This window comes from Nisaea nitritireducens, assembly GCF_014904795.1.
GTDB classification, from domain to species: Bacteria; Pseudomonadota; Alphaproteobacteria; order Thalassobaculales; family Thalassobaculaceae; genus Nisaea; species Nisaea nitritireducens.
In genome coordinates this window covers 1-19,015 of sequence record NZ_JACZFS010000030.1, presented here as the reverse complement: position 1 = coordinate 19,015, position 19,015 = coordinate 1, and the positions used below count along the sequence as shown (strand labels likewise).

Here is a 19,015-nt window from a genome sequence, read left to right as displayed (position 1 = left end):
CCGGCACAGAGTGCCCGACTAGACTCCCGCCTCTTTCCGGGGAGGGATCATGGGTTCGCAGGGCACACTATTAAGGGAGCTGTTCGACGCAGCCGTTGCCGCGGCAGACCCTGTCTGCTGTCTGAAGCCGTTCCTCGACAAGGTGTTCGAGCGTCCGGTGACCGGCCGTATCGTCATCCTTGGTGCCGGCAAGGCAAGCGGCGCGATGGCGAAGGCGGTGGAGGACTATCTTCTCGAAGCCTTGCCGGGACGTGCCTTCGAAGGGCTTGTCGTCACCCGTTACGATCATGCGGTCCCGTGCGAGAAGATCGAGATCGTCGAGGCCGCGCACCCGGTGCCCGACGAGCAAGGCCGGGCGGCCGCCGCACGTATTCTCGAGATTGCCGGAACGCTCGGCGCCGACGATCTTGCCGTCTGTTTGATTTCAGGTGGTGGCTCGGCACTGCTGACGGCGCCGGCGGAGGGGCTTTCCTTTGAGGAGAAGCAGGCGCTGAACGGCGCGCTGCTGAAATCCGGCGCGACCATTCACGAGATGAACTGTGTCCGTAAGCATCTCTCTGCCATCAAGGGCGGCAGGCTGGCGGCGGCGGCCGCCCCGGCCCGGCTGGTGACGCTGGCGATTTCCGATGTCCCGGGCGACGACCTTGATGTGATCGGCTCGGGCCCGACCGTGCCGGACCCGTCGACTCTCGCCGACGCGCGGGCGATCCTGGCGAAATACAGCATCGATCTCCCCGAACATGTCGCGGCGTTGCTTCTGGATGCAGCCTCCGAGACGCCGAAAGCCGGTGATCCCGCGTTCGAGCACACCGAAACCCATCTGGTCGCGGCACCGCAGCGCTCCCTTGAAGCGGCGGCAGAGCTTGCAGCGGCAAAGGGATATGGCGCGATTATTCTCGGTGATGCCATCGAGGGAGAGAGCCGGGAAGTCGCGAAAATGCACGCGGCCATCGCAGCCCAGGTCGCCCGGCATGGCCAGCCAGCAAAGGCACCTCTGGTGCTGCTCTCCGGCGGCGAGACCACGGTGACCGTGCGCGGCTCCGGCCGGGGCGGACGTAACGCCGAATTCCTGCTTTCGCTGCTGGTTACCTTGCTGGAGCGGATGCCCGATTGCCGTCACAGGATCTCCGCGATTGCCTGCGATACCGACGGTATCGACGGGACGGAAGACAATGCGGGCTGTATTATGGGCGGCGAAATATTCGACCGTCTGGAGAATGGCCTCGACGATCCAAAACCCTATCTCGCCAATAATGACGGATACGGGTTTTTCGAGAAGGCCGGCGGCCTCGTTATGACTGGGCCGACCCTGACGAATGTGAATGATTTTCGCGCCATCCTGATCGAGTAGCCGGAGCGACCGTCCGGAGACTCTCGTGAATGACGATTTGAATTGTAACCGTGGTCGCGTTTAACTGGCAGCATGAGAAGATATAGAAACACGAAGATCGTCGCGACCCTTGGGCCGGCGAGCTCAACCCCGAAGCGCATCGAAGAGCTCTTCCGGGCCGGGGTGGATGTTTTCCGCCTGAATTTCAGCCATGGATCGCACCGGGATCACGCCGAGCGACTGCGGGTGATCCGGGATCTTGAGAAGACGACCGGCCGGCCGATCGCCGTCATGGCGGATCTGCAGGGCCCGAAACTCCGCATCGGAAGTTTCACGGACGGCAAGATCGAACTCAAGGCGGGCGCGAAATTCCGCCTCGATCTGGACCGGGCTCCGGGTGATCAGAAGCGGGTCTGCCTGCCCCACACCGAGATTTTCGAAGCGATTCACAAGGGCACCGATCTGTTGCTCGACGATGGCAAGATCCGGCTTACCGTGACCAAGTGCGGTGACGGGTTCGCCGAGACAAAGGTGATCACCGGCGGGCCGCTCTCCAACAACAAGGGCGTCAATGTCCCCAATGTCATGCTCGGGCTCTCGCCCCTGAGCGCCAAGGACCGGACGGATCTGTCCTTCGCGCTCAGTATCGGCGTTGACTGGGTCGCGCTCTCCTTCGTGCAGCGTCCGGAAGATGTTGCCGAAGCACGCAAGCTGATTGGCGATCAGGCTTCGATCATCGTCAAGCTGGAGAAACCCCAGGCGATCGACCGGCTGGAGGAAATCTGCGAGCTGACCGACAGCGTCATGGTCGCGCGCGGCGATCTCGGCGTGGAGATGCCGCCGGAAAAGGTGCCGATGCTGCAGAAGCGGATCATCAAGCTCTGCCGTTCGCTCGGCAAGCCGGTGGTGGTGGCGACGCAGATGCTGGATTCCATGGTCAGCAGCCCGACGCCGACCCGGGCGGAAGCCTCGGACGTGGCGACGGCGGTCTACGATTCTGCGGATGCGGTCATGCTGTCGGCGGAATCGGCGGCTGGCGAGTATCCGGTCGAGGCGGTCGAAATGATGAACCGCATCATCCGCGAGGTCGAAGGCGACCAGAACTATCGGCAGATCATCAATGCCAGTCATGATGAGCCGGATCCGACGGTCTCCGACGCGATCACGCTGGCGGCGCGGCAGGTGGCCGAGACGGTCAATGCTTCCTGCATCGTCACCTACACCACCTCAGGCTCGACCACGGTCCGCGCCTCGCGCGAACGGCCGGCGGTGCCGATCCTCTGCGTGACCGCGAACGAGCGGACTGCGCGGCGTCTTGCCATGGCCTGGGGCGTGCACGCGGTGCATGTCGAACAGGAGCAGCGCTTCTCCGCGGTGGTGAAGCGGGCTGTTGAGGTGGCGAAGGCGGAGGAATTCGGCGGTGCCGGAGACAAGATCGTGATCACGGCAGGTGTTCCGATGGGTACGCCGGGGTCGACCAACGTGCTTCGGGTCGAACGTATTCTCTGAGCCCGCAATCTGAGCCGTCGCCTCTGGACAGAGGGGGAGGGTTTGCCTTACAAGCTGGAAACTTCTCCGGAGATTTCCATGCAGCATTTTGGCGATGCCCTGATCGAACGCGTGCGCGCGCTCGGCACTCCCCTTTGTGTTGGCCTCGACCCATACCTTGATCGCATCCCGCCCCTGTTTCGCGACGGCGACATGTCGCCCGGCAACCCGCTGACGGCTCCCGCAGTTGAAGCTTTCCTGAAAGCGGTGCTGGATCGGGCCGCCGACAAGACGGCGGTGGTGAAGCCCCAGATCGCTTTCTTCGAGCGGATGGGCTGGCGTGGTCTGCGGGCGCTGGAGGAGGTTTGCTCCCACGCCCGCAAGCTCGGTATGCTGGTTCTGCTCGATGCCAAACGCGGCGATATCGGCAGCACGGCGGATGCCTATGCCGGTGCCTATCTGACGGATGATGCGCCGCTCCCGGCCGATGCCCTGACCCTCAATCCCTATCTCGGGATGGACACGCTGGAGCCGTTCTTCACAACGGCGAAGGCGCAAGGGCGTGGGCTCTTCATCCTGGTGAAAACCAGCAATCCGGGATCGGGGGATTTTCAGGACCTGAAGATCGGCAACCGCAGCCTCGCCGAGACGGTCGCGAACACGCTGAACAGCCAGGCGGAGGCGTTGACAGGCGGAAAGACCGGCTGGTCCTCCCTCGGTGTGGTTGTCGGGGCGACCTACCCCGGAGAAGCGGAACGCATTCGCCAGATCATGCCGCGCACGATCTTCCTGGTGCCTGGCTATGGCGCGCAGGGCGGCAGTGCCGCTGCGGCCGTGAATGGGTTTGTCAAAGGCCCGAACGGCCTTGAAGGCGGGATCGTCAGCTCCTCGCGCGGCATCCTGTTTCCGGCCGGCGGCGATACCGACAGCGCGGCGGACTGGGAGCAGGCCATCGACGCGGCTATCGATCAGGCGGCCACCGAGCTTGGTGAAGCAGTTTCGGTTTAAACCCCTAGACCGCCAAATACCCGCCATCGACTACCAGCGTGGTGCCGGTGACATAGCTCGACATATCCGAGGCAAGGAAAAGCGCAGGGCCGACCAGTTCCTCCGGATCGCCGAACCGGCCAAGCGGAATCCGGGTCAGGAATTGCCGGTAGCGCTCCGGGTCCTCGCGGGTCGGCAGGGTGATATCCGTCTTCATCGGTCCCGGCGCGATGGCATTTACCCTGATACCGTCTGCGGCGAGTTCCTGGGCGAGGCTCTGGGTCAGCATTTTCACCCCCGCCTTTGACGTCGAGTAGGCAAGCGAGGTAGCGGTCGAGACGAAGGCCGCAACCGAAGCCATGTTCACGATCGTGCCCCGGGTCTCGCGAAGCTGCGCCACGAAAGCCAGACTCATGTGCAGGGTGCCATCGAGATTGACGGCCATGGCATGACGCCAGGTTTCCTCAACGTCCGGGCTGTCGATCCGGTTGCGCGGACAGATCCCGGCATTGTTGATCAGAATGTCGATCGGGCCGTACTTCGTCTTGGTTTCTGCTGCGACGCGATCCGCTGCCGCGCGGTCGGAGACATCGAGTTGCATCGGGTATGCGATGCCGCCGTCCGCTTCTATGGCGTGCGCCGTTGAGCGGGCGCGCTCCATGTCGATATCCGCGCAGATCACCCGGGCGCCCTTCTTCGCGAACCCGATTGCGATGGCGGCGCCGAGCCCTTGTCCGGCCCCGGTGACGAGCGCCAGTTTACCGTCGATCATTCAATTCCTCCCCTGCCACGAATAGCCCTTTGACAATTACGGCGATGGACCGGTCCCGGGAAGGGGGTAGAGTCAAAAGAAAAAATACATAACGGGAGGACGGGGAATGACAAGGCAGGCGGGGCGGCAGGAAAATGTCGATGTCTTGGTGGTTGGATCCGGTGCAGGTGGGCTAGCCAGTGCCGTGTCGGCGGCGCATCGCGGGCTCAAGGTTCTGGTGGTTGAGAAAGAACCGGTGTTCGGCGGAACGTCGGCCCGGTCCGGCGGTTGGATGTGGATTCCGGTGAATGCGCCGGCGAAGCGCGCCGGGGTGGAGGACAGCCGCGCCTTGGCGGAAACCTACCTGAAGCATGAAGCCGGAGAGTTCTACGACCCGGAACGGGTGGATGCTTTCCTCGATGCCGGCCCGAAGGCGGTCGAGTTCTTCGAGGGCGAGACCAGCCTGCAATTCGATCTCGGACCTACCTTCGCCGATTATCATCCGGATGCGCCTGGCGGGCTGGATGGCGGCCGGTCGATTGTCGCCCGGCCCTTCGACGGCCGCGCGCTTGGCTCCGAGATCAAGCGGCTGCGCAAGCCGCTGAAGGAAATCACTTTCCTCGGCATGATGATTGGCACCGGCAAGGAGCTGCTGCATTTCTTCAATGTAACGCGCTCGCCCGTGTCGGCATTCTTCGTTGCCGTCCTGTTCTGCAAATATATGCGCGACCTGTTGTTCCATGGTCGATCCATGCGCCTGATGAACGGTAACGCACTGGTCGCCCGGTTGGCGAAATCCTGCTTCGACAAGGGCGTGGAAATCCGGACCCGCGCGCCGGTTCGCGAGATCTTGCAGGACGATGCGGGCCGGGTCACCGGCGCCATTGTGGAGACGCCTGAAGGCCGGGTCGAGATCACGGCCCGCAAGGGCGTTGTACTGGCCGCCGGCGGTTTCCCGCAGGATGTCCGCCGCCGCGCCACTCTCTTTCCCCATGCGCCGTCGGGCCATGAGCATTTGAGCCCGGCCCCTCCCGGCAATACGGGGGATGGCTTGCGTCTGGGAGAGAGTGTCGGGGCATCGGTCCGGGATGATCTGCCGAATGCCGCTGCCTGGGTGCCGATCTCGCGCCCTGTCTGGCCGGATGGAACCCAGGGCACCTTTCCGCATTTTGTCGACCGCTCGAAACCCGGTGTCATCGCCGTCACCCGCTCCGGCCGCAGGTTCGTGAACGAAGCGGACTCCTACCATGACTTCTGCCAGGCCATGTATGCGCGCTGTACCGAGGAAGGCGGAGAAATCTGTGCCTATTTCATCGTCGATCACCGGACGCTTCGGAAGTACGGGCTCGGCTATGTGAAGCCATACCCGGTACCGTTCCGTCCGCATATCCGCAGCGGGTATCTGCTGACCGGCAGGACGCTGGAAGAACTGGCTGGTGCCATCGGTGCCGACCCGGCGGCATTGTGGGCGACAGTCGCGGCGTATAATGGTCCTGCCGCGCATGGAGAGGATCCGGAGTTCCGCAGGGGCAGCACTTCCTACAACCGGTCTCTCGGCGATCCGGAGCATAAGCCCAATCCCTGCGTCGCCCCGATCGGCGATGGACCCTATTACGCCGTTCGGTTGGAGATTGGCGATCTCGGGACTTTTGCCGGCCTCGCGACGGACGGCAACGCCCGGGTTCTAAATGGCGACGGGACCCCAATTCCGGGCCTTTACGCTGCCGGCAATGATGCCGCGAGCATCATGGGTGGAAATTATCCCGGTGGTGGTATCACGCTTGGGCCGGCCGTGACCTTCGGCTACATCGCCGCGCGACACATGTCGGGCGATAACGCCTGACCCCGCGAATCGGCGAATCTCCTTGCCTCTTGCCGCCGGAAGTGCGGGAATGACGGTGGCGTGTGCGCTCGCGCCGCTCCCTGGTGCTGGCGCCTGTCGCCAGCTTGAAACCCGCTCGAAAAGAGGGGGAACGGACCGATCCGATCAAGGATCCGGAGCCGGCAAACCACAGGGAGGATACAATGGCAGACAAGAGTGGAGACACACCCCGTTGCGCGGTGCTCGTGGGTCCCTATCTGAGTGGCAAAACCTCGCTTTTCGAGGCGCTGCTTCTGGCGACGGGGACCCTGCACAAGAAGGGTTCGGTCCGGGACGGCACGACAGTCGGGGACGGCGCCGAGGAGGCCCGCAAACGTCAGGCGAGCACCGAACTCACCCTCGGGCGCGGCCGGTTCCTGGACGAGGACTGGATCTTCATCGACACGCCCGGCGGCCTCGATTTCAATCAGGACATGCGCAATGCCTGCATGGTTGCGGATATCGCGATCGTGGTGGCCGATCCGGAGATCGGCAAGGCGGCGGCGCTCACCCCCTATCTCAAGTTCCTCGACGCCCACGACATCCCGCATGTGATTTTCGTTAACAAGATCGAGGACTCGAACGACCGCATGCGCGACATCATGCATGCCCTGCAGGACGTCTCCGACCGGCCGGTCGCGTTGCGCCAGGTGCCGATCCGCGAGGGCGACGCGGTGACCGGCTATGTCGATCTGGTGAGCGAGCGGGCGTATCAGTACCAGAACGGAAAGCCGTCGAAGCTGGTGCAGATCCCGGATGCGGTCACGGACCGGGAGAAGGAAGCCCGGAACGAGATGCTGGAGACCCTGTCGGACTTCGACGATGCGCTGCTGGAGCAATTGCTGGAGGATGTCGAACCGGCGGCGCCGGATGTCTATGGTCAGCTCACCGAGACGCTTCAGGGCGATCTGGTTGTTCCCGTCCTGCTTGGCGGGGCGGAGAAGGATCATGGCGTGCAGCGGCTGCTCAAGACCTTGCGGCATGAGACGCCGGGCGTTGCGGCGACGGCCGAGCGGCTTGGCATCAGCGCGGTGGACAATACGGTCTGTCAGGTCTTTAAGACGGTGCATGCGGCCCATATGGGCAAGCTCTCCTATGTCCGGGTCTGGCATGGGGCGGTGAAGGACGGTGAAGAGCTGAACGGCCAGCGGGTCAGCGGCATCAATCACATGACCGGCGCCAAGCTGGAGAAATGCGGCTCTGTCTCCGAGGGGGATATCGCGGCCTTCGGGCGGATGGACGATATCATGACCGGGGATCTGCTGACCCCGGGCGGCGCGGCCACGCTGGATTGGCCGGAGCCGCTGCAACCGGTCTATGGCCTTGCCATCACGCCGGCCAATCGCGGCGACGAGGTGAAACTTTCCGGCGCGCTTGCCAAGCTGTCGGAGGAAGATCCGTCCTTTCGGGTGGGACACAACCCGGATCTGGGCGAGCTGGTGATAAGGGGGCAGGGCGATACCCATCTTCGAGTCATGGTCGAGCGGCTGGAGAACCGTTTCAAGCTGCAGGTCGATGCCCGCGAGCCCGGCGTGCCCTATAAGGAATCCATTCGCAAGGGCGCGGAGCAGCATGCCCGCCACAAGAAGCAGACCGGAGGGCACGGCCAGTTTGGCGATGTGAAGATCAAGATCGCACCGCTTGGCCGCGGCGAGGGGTTCGCCTTCAAGAACAGCATTGTCGGCGGCTCGGTGCCGAAGCAATACATCCCCGCCGTGGAGGAGGGGGTGAAGGACTTCATGCGGCGCGGCCCGCTCGGCTTCGAGGTCGTCGATGTCACGGTGGAGCTTTATGACGGATCGGCCCACGCGGTGGACAGTTCCGACATGGCCTTCAAGGCGGCGGCCCGGATGGCCATGAACGAGGCATTGCCCAAGTGCAGGCCGGTGCTGCTGGAGCCGATCCAGAAAGTGGTGATCTCTGTGCCGAACGATGCGACGGCGCGAGTACAGCGGATCATCACCGGGCGGCGCGGCCAGATCCTCGGCTTCCAGGCCAAGGAGGACTGGAGCGGCTGGGACGAGGTCGAGGCCTATCTGCCGGAGAGCGAGACCCGGGACCTGATCATCGAAATCCGCTCCCACACCGGCGGGATCGGCTTCTATGACGGCGCGTTCGATCATCTGGCGGAACTCACTGGCCGGATTGCCGATCAGGTCGTGGAGAGCAGGACCGCCGTGGCGACTGCCTGAGGCCATCGGATTGAAAGAAGGCGTCTGACCGGCTTTCCACTGGCCGGGCGCCTCATTCCATGATCTTTTTCCCCCCTGTCTTCTTGGCTGGTTTCTGGGGGAGGGAACTCAGCGATATGCTTCCGACCGGCAGCACTTACGACTCGATCTGTGACGCTTTCGAATGGCGCATTCCGGAGCGCTACAATATCGGCCGCGATATCGCGGACCGGCAGAATCCGGACGCCCTGGCACTGATCTACCGGACCGAGGACGGCACCGTCGCCCTTTACAGTTTCGGCGATATCACGAAAGCCTCCGGCAAGTTCGCGAACGTACTCACGGCCAGCGGCATCAAGCGCGGGGACAGGGTGGCGATCCTGTTGCCGCAGCGTCCGGAAACCGCCTTCGCCCATGCGGCCATCTACAAGGCCGGGATGATCGCGGTGCCGCTCTTCGCACTGTTCGCCGAGGAGGCGCTGGTCTACCGGCTGGCCAATTCAGGCGCCACGGCGGTGGTGACCGACGAGCTTGGGCTGGAGAAAATCCGGACCTTCCGCGATCAGGTGCCCGCGCTGCGCCATATCTTCGTGACCGACGTGACGGCGGGCGGCGATGATTTCACAGCATTCACGCCCGCGCTGGAGAGCGCGTCGGACAGTTTCGAGATCGTCGATACGAAAGCCGACGATCCGGCGCTCATCATCTACACCTCCGGCACGACAGGCCCGCCGAAGGGCGCGCTGCATGCCCACCGGGTTCTGCTCGGCCATCTGCCGGGTGTGGAGTTTCCGAACCGGATGTTCCCGAAACCGGGCGATCTGTACTGGACCCCGGCGGACTGGGCCTGGATCGGTGGGCTGATCGATGTGTTGCTGCCGGCCTGGCATCACGGGGTGCCGGTGCTCGCATACAGGGCCCGCAAGTTCGATCCGGAAGAGGCTTTCTGGCTGATGCAGGAGCACGGCGTACGGAACAGTTTCCTGCCGCCGACCGCGCTGAAGCTGATGCGCCAGGTCGACCGGCCGCGCGAACGCTACAGCTACGATGTGCGCTCGGTCGTCTCCGGCGGCGAGACGCTGGGTGCGGAGCTGCTGGATTGGGGGCGGGAGACTTTCGGGCTCACCATCAACGAGTTCTACGGTCAGACCGAATGCAATGTCGTGGTCGGCAATTGCGCCGATGTGATGGAGGTGCGTCCGGGGGCGATGGGCCGGGCCATTCCGGGGCATGAAGTTGCGATTGTAGACGATGCCGGGAAGCCGTTGCCCGACGGCACTCAGGGCAATGTCGGTATCGCCAGGGGCGATCCCGTGATGTTCCTCGAATACTGGAACAATTCCGAGGCGACGGAGAAGAAGTTCGTTGGCGACTGGCTGCTGACCGGCGATCAGGCGGTGCGCGATACGGACGGTTATTTCTGGTATGTCGGCCGCGACGACGATGTCATCACCTCGGCCGGTTACCGGATCGGTCCGGGCGAAATCGAGGATTGCCTGGCCGGCCATCCGACGGTGGCGATGGCGGCGGTGATCGGCGTGCCTGACCCCTTGCGGACCCAGGCCGTAAAAGCTTTCATCGTGCTGAAGGAAGATGTTGCCGGTGACGACGCGCTGGCAAAGGACATTCAGGACTATGTGAAGACGCGACTGGCGGCGCATGAATATCCTCGCCATGTCACGTTCGTCGACGCCTTGCCGATGACCACCACGGGCAAGATCGTGCGCAAGGACCTGCGGGCCCTGCACGATGCTGAACTTGAAGAAAAATGATCGAGACGGAACGGCTGATCCTCAGGCGCTGGCGCGCGGCGGACCGGGAGGCTTTCGCGGCGCTGAACGCCTCGGCGGAGGTCTGCAAGTTTTTGCCGAAGCGGCTCACCAGGGAAGAGTCGGATGCGTTCGCGGACCGGATCGACGACCATTTCGAGACGCGCGGGTTCGGCCTCTTTGCCGTCGAGCGCAAGGATAGCGGTGCTTTTATCGGCTTCACCGGGCTTGCCGTGCCACGTTTCGATGCGCCCTTCATGTCTGCGGTCGAAATCGGCTGGCGGTTGGACCATGCCCATTGGGGCAAGGGCTTCGCGACGGAAGCGGCGCGGGTGGCACTTGCCCATGCGTTCGGCCCGCTCGGGCTGGAAGAGGTTGTCTCCTTCACTGTTCCGATGAACACCCGGTCGCGGGCCGTGATGGAGAAGATCGGCCTGCAGCACGACCCGGCAGACGATTTCGATCACCCCATGCTGGAGCCCGGTGACCCGCTCCGGCGGCACGTGCTTTACCGGATCGGCAGGGAGCGGGCGGCATGACGCTCTGTTATATCGGCCCCGAGGATGTTGCCGGCCGCCTGTCCTGGCGGGCCATCGTCGATGCGCTCGAGGCGGGGCACAGGTTGCCGCGCGCCCGGACCGGGGACCAGTTGCTCGAACGGGATGACGAGGCGCTGTTGACCCGCTGCGCATGGATCGATGGGCTCGGCATGGGGGTGAAATCCGCTAGCGTGATGCCGGGTAATGCGGCGGTGGGATTGCCAACCGTGCAGGCGGCGATGCTGGTCTTCGCGGACGGCACCGGAACACCGGAAGCAGTGCTCGACGGCACCATGGTGACGGACTGGAAGACGGCGGCGGATTCTGTTCTCGGCGCCCGTTACCTCGCCCGTCCGGACAGCCGCAAGCTGGTTATTGTCGGGGCGGGCAAGGTGGCGGGTATGCTGGCCCGGGCCTATGCGGAACTGTTCCCGGGCCTCGAGAGGATCGAGATCCACAACCGCTCCCAGCAGCGCGCCGACGATCTCTGCGAACATTTGCGCCGGGACGGTTTGCCCGTCATCCGGGTCGACAGCCTGCCCGCTGCCGTCGGTGATGCCGATATCGTCGCCACGGCGACCATGTCCCGCGCGCCGGTTCTGATGGGGGAGTGGGTATCACCTGGTACCCATGTCGATCTGGTCGGAGGTTTCACGCCGGAGATGCGGGAGGCCGACGATGCGTTGATCTCCAGGGCGCGCCTGTTTGTCGATTGCCGGGAGACCACGGTCGCGGATGTGGGCGATCTTGCCATTCCGATTAAGTCTGGACTGATTGGGGCGAAGGATGTTCGGGCTGATCTCTACGATCTTGCTGCCGGAACCCCCGGCAGGACCGACGATGCGGAGATAACATTGTTCAAGAACGGCGGCGGGGCACATCTCGATTTGATGACCGCGCGGGCCATAATGGCGGCCACCGGTGTCTGAAGGGGCTTGTCCACGATCGGGATTCTATACTTCTTCGCGGCGTGGCCCAAAGCTGAGTAGAATGCGCGTTCCTGACATCCAGAGTAAACGTTTCAGCGGGGAAACCGGATCATGACCGTGACCGTCGATTATTTTATGACCACATCAAGTCCGTGGAGCTATCTCGGCGCCCGGCGGTTCATGGCGATGACCCAGAAGGTCGGCGCCGAGGTGAATGTCTATGCGGTCGATTTCGGACAGATCTTTTCGCAGTCCGGCGGTTTGCCGCTGCCGAAGAGGGCACCGCAGCGGCGGGCCTACCGGCTTGTCGAACTCGCCCGCTGGAAGCGGCATCTCGGCCTGCCCATCGTCATCGAGCCGGAAAATTTTCCCGCTAAGACGCCTCTGTCTGCCCACCTGGTGACCGCCGCCCGACTCGCCGGCGGCGATGCCCTGCTATTGTCGACGCTGATTCTGGAAAGCCTCTGGGAGCAGGACCGGTCGATCGACGATGAAAGCGTTCTGGCGGACTGTTGCCAGAAGGCCGGACTGGACGGTGCGTCGCTGATAAAGGCCGCTAAGAGCGAGGAGACCAAGGCCGCGTTCGCGGAGGATACCGAACTGGCCCTGCATCGCGGTGTTTTCGGTGCTCCGTCCTTTATCATCGACGAGGAATTGTTCTGGGGACAGGACCGGCTCGATTTCGTCGCCGAGAAACTCGGTGCTGCCTGATCGCCGCCTTATCCGGCGGTGGATGAGGTGAGGCTGGAGACGGTTCCGGTCGGCGATCCCTGATTGTTCGGATTTTTCCGGTTTTCTGGCCGGATGAAGGAATGGCTGAGCGGCGATAGGACGCCTGGTTCCGGTCCCCGTTGTTGTTCGCGTAACGGCTATCATTCTTCTCAGGCATTATTACGTATACGTTGTTGCTTGGCTCTTCGGGCCTCCTCCCTTACGGTTGTCGATGCAAAGAGCTTTTACTTCGGCTGACGCGAAACGGCGTTTGTTGCGGATAGGGCTCCAAAGAACGGCCCAATCAAATCGGGCCGGCTAAAACAGGGAGGACTAGAATGAAACGCGGAATTGCGATTCTGAGCGCCGCTATGCTTGTCGCCATGACAGGCATTGCCGATGCGAAAACCTTAAAAGTGCAGGCCAGCTCGAAGGCAGGCGACTGGGCCCACCGCTTCATGGGGGAAACCTGGGCGCCGAAGCTCAGTGACATGACCAGCGGGTCGGTGAAGATAGAGGTGCTTCCGACGAAAGCGGTTGTTCCTCACCGTGAGACGATCGATGCGGTGGCGAACGGGATCCTCGACGGCGACCTGAACGCAGTCAGCTATTTTTCCGGTCGCGACCCGGCCTTCGCGGTGATCGGCGACCTGATCGCCGGATACGATACCGTGGACCAGGTGCGCACCTTCTGCATGCATGGCGGCGGCAAGGAAATTCTTCAGAAGCTGTATGACAAATACACCAAGGGCAAAGTCCATGTCGTCGGCTGTGGCCCCTATGCCAAGGAAGCCTTCGTCTCCACGGTTCCGATCAAGACCGTCGCCGATATGAAAGGCGTGAAGGTCCGTTCTCCGGAAGGCCTTGCCGCGGAAGTGTTCAAGCGTGCAGGCGCGGCCCCGGTGTCGCTGCCATTCTCCGAAGTCTACACGGCGCTCGAAAAAGGTGTGATCGACGCCGCAGATGCGTCGGCCCACGTCAACAACAACGCCTCCGGTATGTACAAGGTGGCGAAGTTCCCGATCTATCCGGGTATCCACTCCATGGCTGTCCTCCAGTTCATTGTGAACAAGAAGGTTTGGGACAAGCTCGGCAAGGAAGGCCAGACGGCGCTCGAGGTCTGGTATTCGTCCGCCTACGACGCCATGCGGCGTGAAGCTGACCTGCAGGACCGTGCCATTGCTGCCGAGCAGCGGGCAGGGGGCGACATCACTGTGATCGACTGGTCGACAGAAGAACGCGCCAAGTTCCGCGAGATTGCGGTCGGTGCCTGGCACGATTTCGCTGCCAAGTCTCCGTTGGCGAAGGAAGCTCTGGACGCACATCTCGCTTACATGCGTAGCGTCGGTCTTCTGAAAGAATAGAGAAATCGCTTCTTGAAACCGCCGCACCCGTCAGGGTGCGGCGGCTGCTTCCTTTTCTTTCCCAGTTTTTTCTGACGACCAACGGAGTGCACGCATGATTGCCGGGCATACTGAAAAAATGGTCGGGGCACCGATTGCCGCGACATTCAGCCGTTCTGTGGACCATGTCAGCAGGTTCCTCGGTCTGGCAGTAAGCAATCTCTACTTGCTGGCGGCGGCCTGCACCTTGTGGGAAGTGATCGCCCGTTACGTTTTCAACAGCCCCACCCAGTGGGTCTTCGAAGTCGTTATGGTCCTTTGCGCCTCCTCATGGATGCTGTCGGCTGGCTTCGTGACGCTCCGCAAACGACATATCGGGATCACGGTTTTCTACCTGATGGCGTCCGACCGGGTCCGGTGGTGGCTCGATCTGTTCGCAATGGTGGTCGGTGTTTTCGCTCTCTACATGCTGGTGTCGGACACCCTGATCCGTGCGCTCGAGAGTATCGATCTGACGGAGCGCGGCGGGACAGCCTGGAATTCACCGCTGCCAATGGTTCTGAAGACCGTGCTGGTAAGCGGACTGTTTCTCTACCTCATGCAGTTGCTGATCAATCTGACGCGTCATTTCAGGACCCGTCCACTTCAGGTCGCCACCCTGGCCGTCATGGCGCTGATCTGCCTCCGGCTGCTGCTGCAAATCTTCGGTCACTACGGCGGTACCGAAAGCCTTTGGTATGGTTTTGAGGAGACACTTGCCGAGAACGGCAGCGCCTTCGTCGATCACTTCAATGTCGACCGCGATGAGGTCGGGATCGCGACGATCTCGCTGCTGATTGTTGCCGCACTGCTGGCGCTGATGATGACTGGGATGCCGCTGGGCATCGTGACCCTGATCATCTCCGTTGTTTGCGCGCTGATGTTCTACGGCACCACCGGCATGTATCTGGTCTCGACCAACGCGATGGACCTGCTGGAAAAATATCCGCTGGTGGCCGTGCCGTTCTTCGTTCTGATGGCTTCCATCCTGGAGCGGGCCGGTATCGCCCAGGATCTGTTCGATGCCATGTCGATCTTCGCAGGCGGTCTGCGCGGCGGTGTCGCACTCCAGACCACAATCGTGGCTGTGATTCTGGCCGCCATGTCCGGTGTGATGGGCGGCGAGATCGTCATGCTGGGGCTGGTGGCTTTGCCGCAGATGCTGCGACTAGGCTACGATCGGAAGCTGACGATCGGCCTGATCTGCGCGGCCGGCGCCCTGGCGACCCTGATACCGCCCTCGATCGTCATGATCGTTTACGGCCTGAGTGCCAATGTCGGGATCGGCGACCTGTTCTCGGCCGGCTTCGTCCCCGGGCTCATGCTCGCGGCGTTCTACGTGTCCTACGTCCTGATCCGTTGCAACCTCAATCACGATCTGGCGCCGACGGCAGCAGAGATCGCCGCGCGGACCGGTGAGGAGACCAAGCTCGGACGCCATCAGGTCTGGGCTGTCGTTTTGTGCATCTTGCTGATCGTCTGTGTCATGGGATCGATCTATGGCGGGATCACGAGTGTGACGGAGGCGGCTGCGGTCGGCGTTTTCGGAGCGATTCTTGTGGCCGCGGTCCGTTTTCAGTTCAATTACCCCCTGATCCGGGATTGTCTCGCCAACACGATGTCTGTGGTCGGGACAATCATCTGGCTGATCCTCGGTGCGGTCGCGTTTGTCGGGCTTTACAACCTGATCGGCGGTGCCGATTTCATGCGGGATCTGATCAAGGGGGCCGGGCTGGGCGCACTCGGCACGATCTTCGTCATGATGGCGATCCTGGTCATTCTCGGCACCTTCATGGAATGGATTGCGATCATCTTCATCACCGTGCCGGTCTTCGCGCCGGTGGTTCGGGATCTGGCGCCCGAGCTTGGTATGGAGCCGGAATGGGCCGCGGTCTGGTTCGGGATCCTGTTCGTCATGAACATCCAGATCTATTTCCTCAGTCCGCCGTTCGGGCCGGCCTGCTTCTGGCTGAAATCGGTTGCTCCGCGCGACGTCACGCTGCAGGAAATCTTTGTCAGTGTCATTCCGTTCATCTGTTTGCAGATCATCGGCATGCTCCTGGTCATGTTCTTCCCGCAGATCGCTCTGTGGATGCCACAATTGCTGAATTGATCGGAGATATCCCATGTCGTTGTATGACCAGCACGAAGATGACGAAAACGCTATCGCCGGGTCCTACGGGGTTTCGCCGACCGTGGTCGGTGTCCTGATAGGCCTTGCCATCATCGTCTTCATGTTCGCGGTTGCTGACGGATTTTCCTGAATTCCGAAAATCGGGGCCCTGGCAATCTGGGCCCCGATAATCTGGAGTAACCGGATTCCACGATCCGTCTTTCCGTGCTTTTGTGAGGAAAGACGGATGGAGGGAGCCGATGCAGTCAGTCACTATGAGTTTGGACGAAGCCCACGCCCTTGCGGTGCGGTGCCTCACGCAGCATGGAGCGGATGAGGAGAATGCGCGCGCGGTCGCCGATATCGTCACGGCGGCGGAGCGTGACCTTTGCCATTCCCACGGATTGTTCCGGATTCCCGGCTATGTCGCTTCGCTGAAGAGCGGCAAGGTGAACGGCAAGGCACGGCCGGCAGTGAGCGACCTTGCGCCCTCCGTGGTTCGGGTGGCGGGTGACAACGGTTTTGCGCCGCTTGCGCTGGAAGTCGGCCGGGCCGCGCTGGTGGAGCGGGCGAAAAGCAACGGCATCGCTGCGCTGGCTCTGAACGATATCTATCACTTCGCGGCCCTCTGGCCGGAGACGGAGGCGCTGGCCGAGCAGGGGCTGGCTGCTTTCGCTTTCACTGCGGCCTTTCCCTATGTGGTCGCGCCGGGCGGCCGGACGCCGATCTTCGGAACGAACCCGATGGCGTTTGCCTGGCCGCGGCCGGGCAAGCATCCGATGGTCTTCGATCAGGCCTCCTCGACCATGGCGCGGGGGGAGATCATGATCGCCGCGCGGGACGGTCATTCCGTACCCTATGGCGCGGGGATAGACAGCAACGGCAAGGACACAACCGACCCCAAGGCAATCCTCGACGGCGGCGCGCAGCTCGCCTTTGGCGGATACAAGGGCGCGGCGCTGGCCATGATGGTCGAGTTGCTGGTGGGCGCCCTGATCGGGGACAAGCTGAGTTTCGAGGCCGAGGCGGCGGATAACGGCGATGGTGGCCCTCCGGTCGGGGGGGAGCTGATCATCGCTCTCGATCCGGCCCGGTTCGGTGACGGCGAGGGCTTTGCGGCCCATGCGGATCTGCTGTTCGAGCGGATATTGTCGGATGAAGGTGTCCGGTTGCCCGGGGACCGGCGGCGGAAGGCGCGTGAGACAACCGCGCGGGACGGCATCCGTGTCCAGGAGAGCCTGTCGCGGACATTGCTGGAATTGATTGGCAGCTAGGTCTGGATGTCGTCTGAGCAGAGATGCCGTATGAGCGGGGATTCGGGGGCCGGATAAAAATGGACCGGGTCGCGTGTTGACGCGCCCGGGCCAAGTCGAACAGGGCGGAGGCTTGATCTTGCCCTGAAGGCATTTGGAGTTCGTCATCATAACGTATGCGGGCGAGTGTTCAATAATAAATTCTCCTCATCCGTTATCGTTGCCACGCATTCCGCGTGACCGGCACACGGAGCTATGGCAATAGGATTATCAGGGATCTGCAGAACCGTGAGAGGAGCAGCCGTTATGGTGTCACGAGGGTTATTCGCGGCGGTCACCGTTGCCGCGACAATGTTTTCCGGGGGCGTCAGTGCCGAAGAGAAGGTTCTGAACGTCTATAACTGGAGCGACTATATCGCCGAGGACACAATCCAGAAGTTCGAGGCGGAGACCGGCATCAAGGTCAATTACGATGTCTTCGACAGCAACGAGATCGTCGAAGCCAAGTTGCTGACCGGCTCGACCGGCTATGACGTGGTGGTGCCGACGGCCAACTTCCTTGAGCGCCAGATCAAGGCCGGTGTGTTCCAGGCTTTGGATCCGGCGAAATTGCCGAACCTGAAGAACATGGATCCGGTCATCAGTGCGCGCGTGGCATTGCACGATCCGGATAATGCCCACTCTGTGACCTATATGTGGGGAACGACCGGGTTCGGCTTCAACGTGAAGGCTATCAGTCAGCGGCTGGGCGGCATGTCGACGGACACCTGGAGCCTGTTCTTCGATCCGGCGGTGGTCTCGAAACTGGCCGATTGCGGTGTCGCTCTGCTGGATGCGCCGACTGACGTGATGGCGACCGCGCTGAAATATCTCGGTCTCGATCCGAACAGCGAGTCCCCGGACGATCTGGCCAAGGCGGAAGAGCTGCTTGCCAAGGTTCGGCCGCACATCCGCTATTTCCATTCCTCGCAATATATCGACGACCTGGCCAATGGAGAGATCTGTCTGGCCATGGGTTATTCGGGGGACATTCTGCAGGCGGCGGACCGGGCTGCGGAAGCCAACCAGGGGGTCGAGGTACAGTATGTCATTCCGAAGGAAGGTGCTGTGGTCTGGTTCGACATGTTGGCCATCCCGGCGGATGCGCCTCATCCGGAGAATGCCCATGCCTTCATCGATTTCGTGATGCGGCCCCAGATCGCGGCCGATATTTCGAACTACGTGCTCTATGCCAACGCGAACGAGGCCTCGCTGCCGATGGTCGACGAGGAGGTTCGGTCTAACCCGTCGATTTATCCGACGGACGCAATCAAGGAGAACCTGTTCCCGACCCTGGCCCGCTCGGCCAGGTATGACCGGTTGATGAAACGCAGCTGGACAAAGATCAAGGCCGGCCAGTAGCGGCTGGCTCGGGGGCCAGCACTAGCTGGGCTTGAAGAGGTATGTGCGGGCGTCAGGGGGTATCCTGACGCCCGCAACTTTTACATCCGGATTTGACGGGGGAGGACCACCTCACTGCAGGACTCGCGGCGCTGATTGTCTGGTGACGCAGGGGCTGTTGGCCAGGCGGCGCGGCCGGTGTTCGGGGGGCGGGTTGACGTGTTTGGCGGTTTTCCTCGGTTTTCCCGATAATTTTCGTGGAACGTCATTTTTTTGCAAATAAGTGTTTGACGGTTTGGTTAGGTGGGTCGTATAAGGCGCCTCCCGTTGCGGGGCGGCCCACTGAATTGG

15 protein-coding genes are annotated in these 19,015 nt (G+C 62.3%); 14 read left to right on the top strand and 1 reads right to left on the bottom strand.

The genetic code is table 11. The annotated features are described in order from the left end of the window. Positions 1–49: 49 nt before the first annotated feature. The 3 genes from IG629_RS10500 (at position 50) to pyrF (ending at position 3,826) form a co-directional block, all read left to right on the top strand. Positions 50–1,351 (top strand): glycerate kinase type-2 family protein, encoded by a 1,302-nt coding sequence (locus IG629_RS10500; protein ID WP_193171906.1) that lies wholly within the window; start codon positions 50–52, stop codon positions 1,349–1,351. A gap of 72 nt (positions 1,352–1,423) precedes the next feature. Continuing rightward, positions 1,424–2,839 (top strand): pyruvate kinase, encoded by a 1,416-nt coding sequence (gene pyk, locus IG629_RS10495; protein ID WP_193171905.1) that lies wholly within the window; start codon positions 1,424–1,426, stop codon positions 2,837–2,839. A 78-nt stretch (positions 2,840–2,917) separates the two neighbouring features. Next, entirely contained in the window at positions 2,918–3,826 is a 909-nt protein-coding gene (pyrF, locus tag IG629_RS10490) for an orotidine-5'-phosphate decarboxylase (protein ID WP_193171904.1), read from the top strand. Positions 3,827–3,830: 4 nt separating this feature from the next. On the opposite strand, the gene IG629_RS10485 is transcribed toward pyrF, so the two are convergent. Continuing rightward, a complete protein-coding gene (locus IG629_RS10485; protein ID WP_193171903.1) occupies positions 3,831–4,577 on the bottom strand; it encodes an SDR family NAD(P)-dependent oxidoreductase in 747 nt (248 codons plus the stop codon). A gap of 106 nt (positions 4,578–4,683) precedes the next feature. Between IG629_RS10485 and IG629_RS10480 the strand changes: the two genes are divergently transcribed. The 11 genes from IG629_RS10480 (at position 4,684) to IG629_RS10430 (ending at position 18,685) form a co-directional block, all read left to right on the top strand. Next, a complete protein-coding gene (locus IG629_RS10480) occupies positions 4,684–6,399 on the top strand; it encodes an FAD-dependent oxidoreductase (protein WP_193171902.1) in 1,716 nt (571 codons plus the stop codon). 182 nt (positions 6,400–6,581) lie between these two features. Continuing rightward, complete coding sequence (locus IG629_RS10475) at positions 6,582–8,609, top strand: elongation factor G (protein WP_193171901.1); 2,028 nt, start codon at positions 6,582–6,584, stop codon at positions 8,607–8,609. A gap of 116 nt (positions 8,610–8,725) precedes the next feature. Next, entirely contained in the window at positions 8,726–10,360 is a 1,635-nt protein-coding gene (locus tag IG629_RS10470) for an acyl-CoA synthetase (protein ID WP_193171900.1), read from the top strand. After that, positions 10,357–10,896: a GNAT family N-acetyltransferase gene (locus tag IG629_RS10465; RefSeq protein ID WP_193171899.1), complete on the top strand. Its 540-nt coding sequence runs from the start codon at positions 10,357–10,359 to the stop codon at positions 10,894–10,896. The genes IG629_RS10470 and IG629_RS10465 overlap by 4 nt, the downstream gene beginning before the upstream one ends. Then, positions 10,893–11,825, top strand: a complete 933-nt coding sequence (locus IG629_RS10460) for an ornithine cyclodeaminase family protein (RefSeq protein WP_193171898.1) — start codon at positions 10,893–10,895, stop codon at positions 11,823–11,825. The genes IG629_RS10465 and IG629_RS10460 overlap by 4 nt, the downstream gene beginning before the upstream one ends. Before the next feature lie 111 nt (positions 11,826–11,936). Then, the gene (locus tag IG629_RS10455) at positions 11,937–12,536 is read left to right on the top strand and encodes a 2-hydroxychromene-2-carboxylate isomerase (protein WP_193171897.1); all 600 of its coding nucleotides are present in this window, start codon (positions 11,937–11,939) and stop codon (positions 12,534–12,536) included. A 338-nt stretch (positions 12,537–12,874) separates the two neighbouring features. Next, positions 12,875–13,900 (top strand): TRAP transporter substrate-binding protein, encoded by a 1,026-nt coding sequence (locus IG629_RS10450; RefSeq protein ID WP_193171896.1) that lies wholly within the window; start codon positions 12,875–12,877, stop codon positions 13,898–13,900. Between the two features lie 94 nt (positions 13,901–13,994). Then, positions 13,995–16,031 (top strand): TRAP transporter large permease subunit, encoded by a 2,037-nt coding sequence (locus tag IG629_RS10445; RefSeq protein WP_193171895.1) that lies wholly within the window; start codon positions 13,995–13,997, stop codon positions 16,029–16,031. Positions 16,032–16,044: 13 nt separating this feature from the next. Further along, positions 16,045–16,182, top strand: coding sequence for a hypothetical protein (locus IG629_RS10440; RefSeq protein WP_193171894.1), 138 nt, complete (start codon positions 16,045–16,047; stop codon positions 16,180–16,182). Positions 16,183–16,291: 109 nt separating this feature from the next. After that, positions 16,292–17,305, top strand: coding sequence for an Ldh family oxidoreductase (locus IG629_RS10435; RefSeq protein ID WP_193171893.1), 1,014 nt, complete (start codon positions 16,292–16,294; stop codon positions 17,303–17,305). Positions 17,306–17,590: 285 nt separating this feature from the next. Then, positions 17,591–18,685, top strand: a complete 1,095-nt coding sequence (locus IG629_RS10430) for a polyamine ABC transporter substrate-binding protein (protein ID WP_193171892.1) — start codon at positions 17,591–17,593, stop codon at positions 18,683–18,685. The last annotated feature ends 330 nt before the right edge of the window (positions 18,686–19,015 follow it).

What these genes read in the sequence shown, in the direction of transcription:
- IG629_RS10500 (WP_193171906.1), top strand. Translation starts at nt 50, where the DNA reads ATGGGTTCGCAGGGCACACTATTAAGGGAGCTGTTCGACGCAGCCGTT.
- pyk (WP_193171905.1), top strand. Translation starts at nt 1,424, where the DNA reads ATGAGAAGATATAGAAACACGAAGATCGTCGCGACCCTTGGGCCGGCG.
- pyrF (WP_193171904.1), top strand. Translation starts at nt 2,918, where the DNA reads ATGCAGCATTTTGGCGATGCCCTGATCGAACGCGTGCGCGCGCTCGGC.
- IG629_RS10485 (WP_193171903.1), bottom strand. Translation starts at nt 4,577, where the DNA reads ATGATCGACGGTAAACTGGCGCTCGTCACCGGGGCCGGACAAGGGCTC.
- IG629_RS10480 (WP_193171902.1), top strand. Translation starts at nt 4,684, where the DNA reads ATGACAAGGCAGGCGGGGCGGCAGGAAAATGTCGATGTCTTGGTGGTT.
- IG629_RS10475 (WP_193171901.1), top strand. Translation starts at nt 6,582, where the DNA reads ATGGCAGACAAGAGTGGAGACACACCCCGTTGCGCGGTGCTCGTGGGT.
- IG629_RS10470 (WP_193171900.1), top strand. Translation starts at nt 8,726, where the DNA reads ATGCTTCCGACCGGCAGCACTTACGACTCGATCTGTGACGCTTTCGAA.
- IG629_RS10465 (WP_193171899.1), top strand. Translation starts at nt 10,357, where the DNA reads ATGATCGAGACGGAACGGCTGATCCTCAGGCGCTGGCGCGCGGCGGAC.
- IG629_RS10460 (WP_193171898.1), top strand. Translation starts at nt 10,893, where the DNA reads ATGACGCTCTGTTATATCGGCCCCGAGGATGTTGCCGGCCGCCTGTCC.
- IG629_RS10455 (WP_193171897.1), top strand. Translation starts at nt 11,937, where the DNA reads ATGACCGTGACCGTCGATTATTTTATGACCACATCAAGTCCGTGGAGC.
- IG629_RS10450 (WP_193171896.1), top strand. Translation starts at nt 12,875, where the DNA reads ATGAAACGCGGAATTGCGATTCTGAGCGCCGCTATGCTTGTCGCCATG.
- IG629_RS10445 (WP_193171895.1), top strand. Translation starts at nt 13,995, where the DNA reads ATGATTGCCGGGCATACTGAAAAAATGGTCGGGGCACCGATTGCCGCG.
- IG629_RS10440 (WP_193171894.1), top strand. Translation starts at nt 16,045, where the DNA reads ATGTCGTTGTATGACCAGCACGAAGATGACGAAAACGCTATCGCCGGG.
- IG629_RS10435 (WP_193171893.1), top strand. Translation starts at nt 16,292, where the DNA reads ATGCAGTCAGTCACTATGAGTTTGGACGAAGCCCACGCCCTTGCGGTG.
- IG629_RS10430 (WP_193171892.1), top strand. Translation starts at nt 17,591, where the DNA reads ATGGTGTCACGAGGGTTATTCGCGGCGGTCACCGTTGCCGCGACAATG.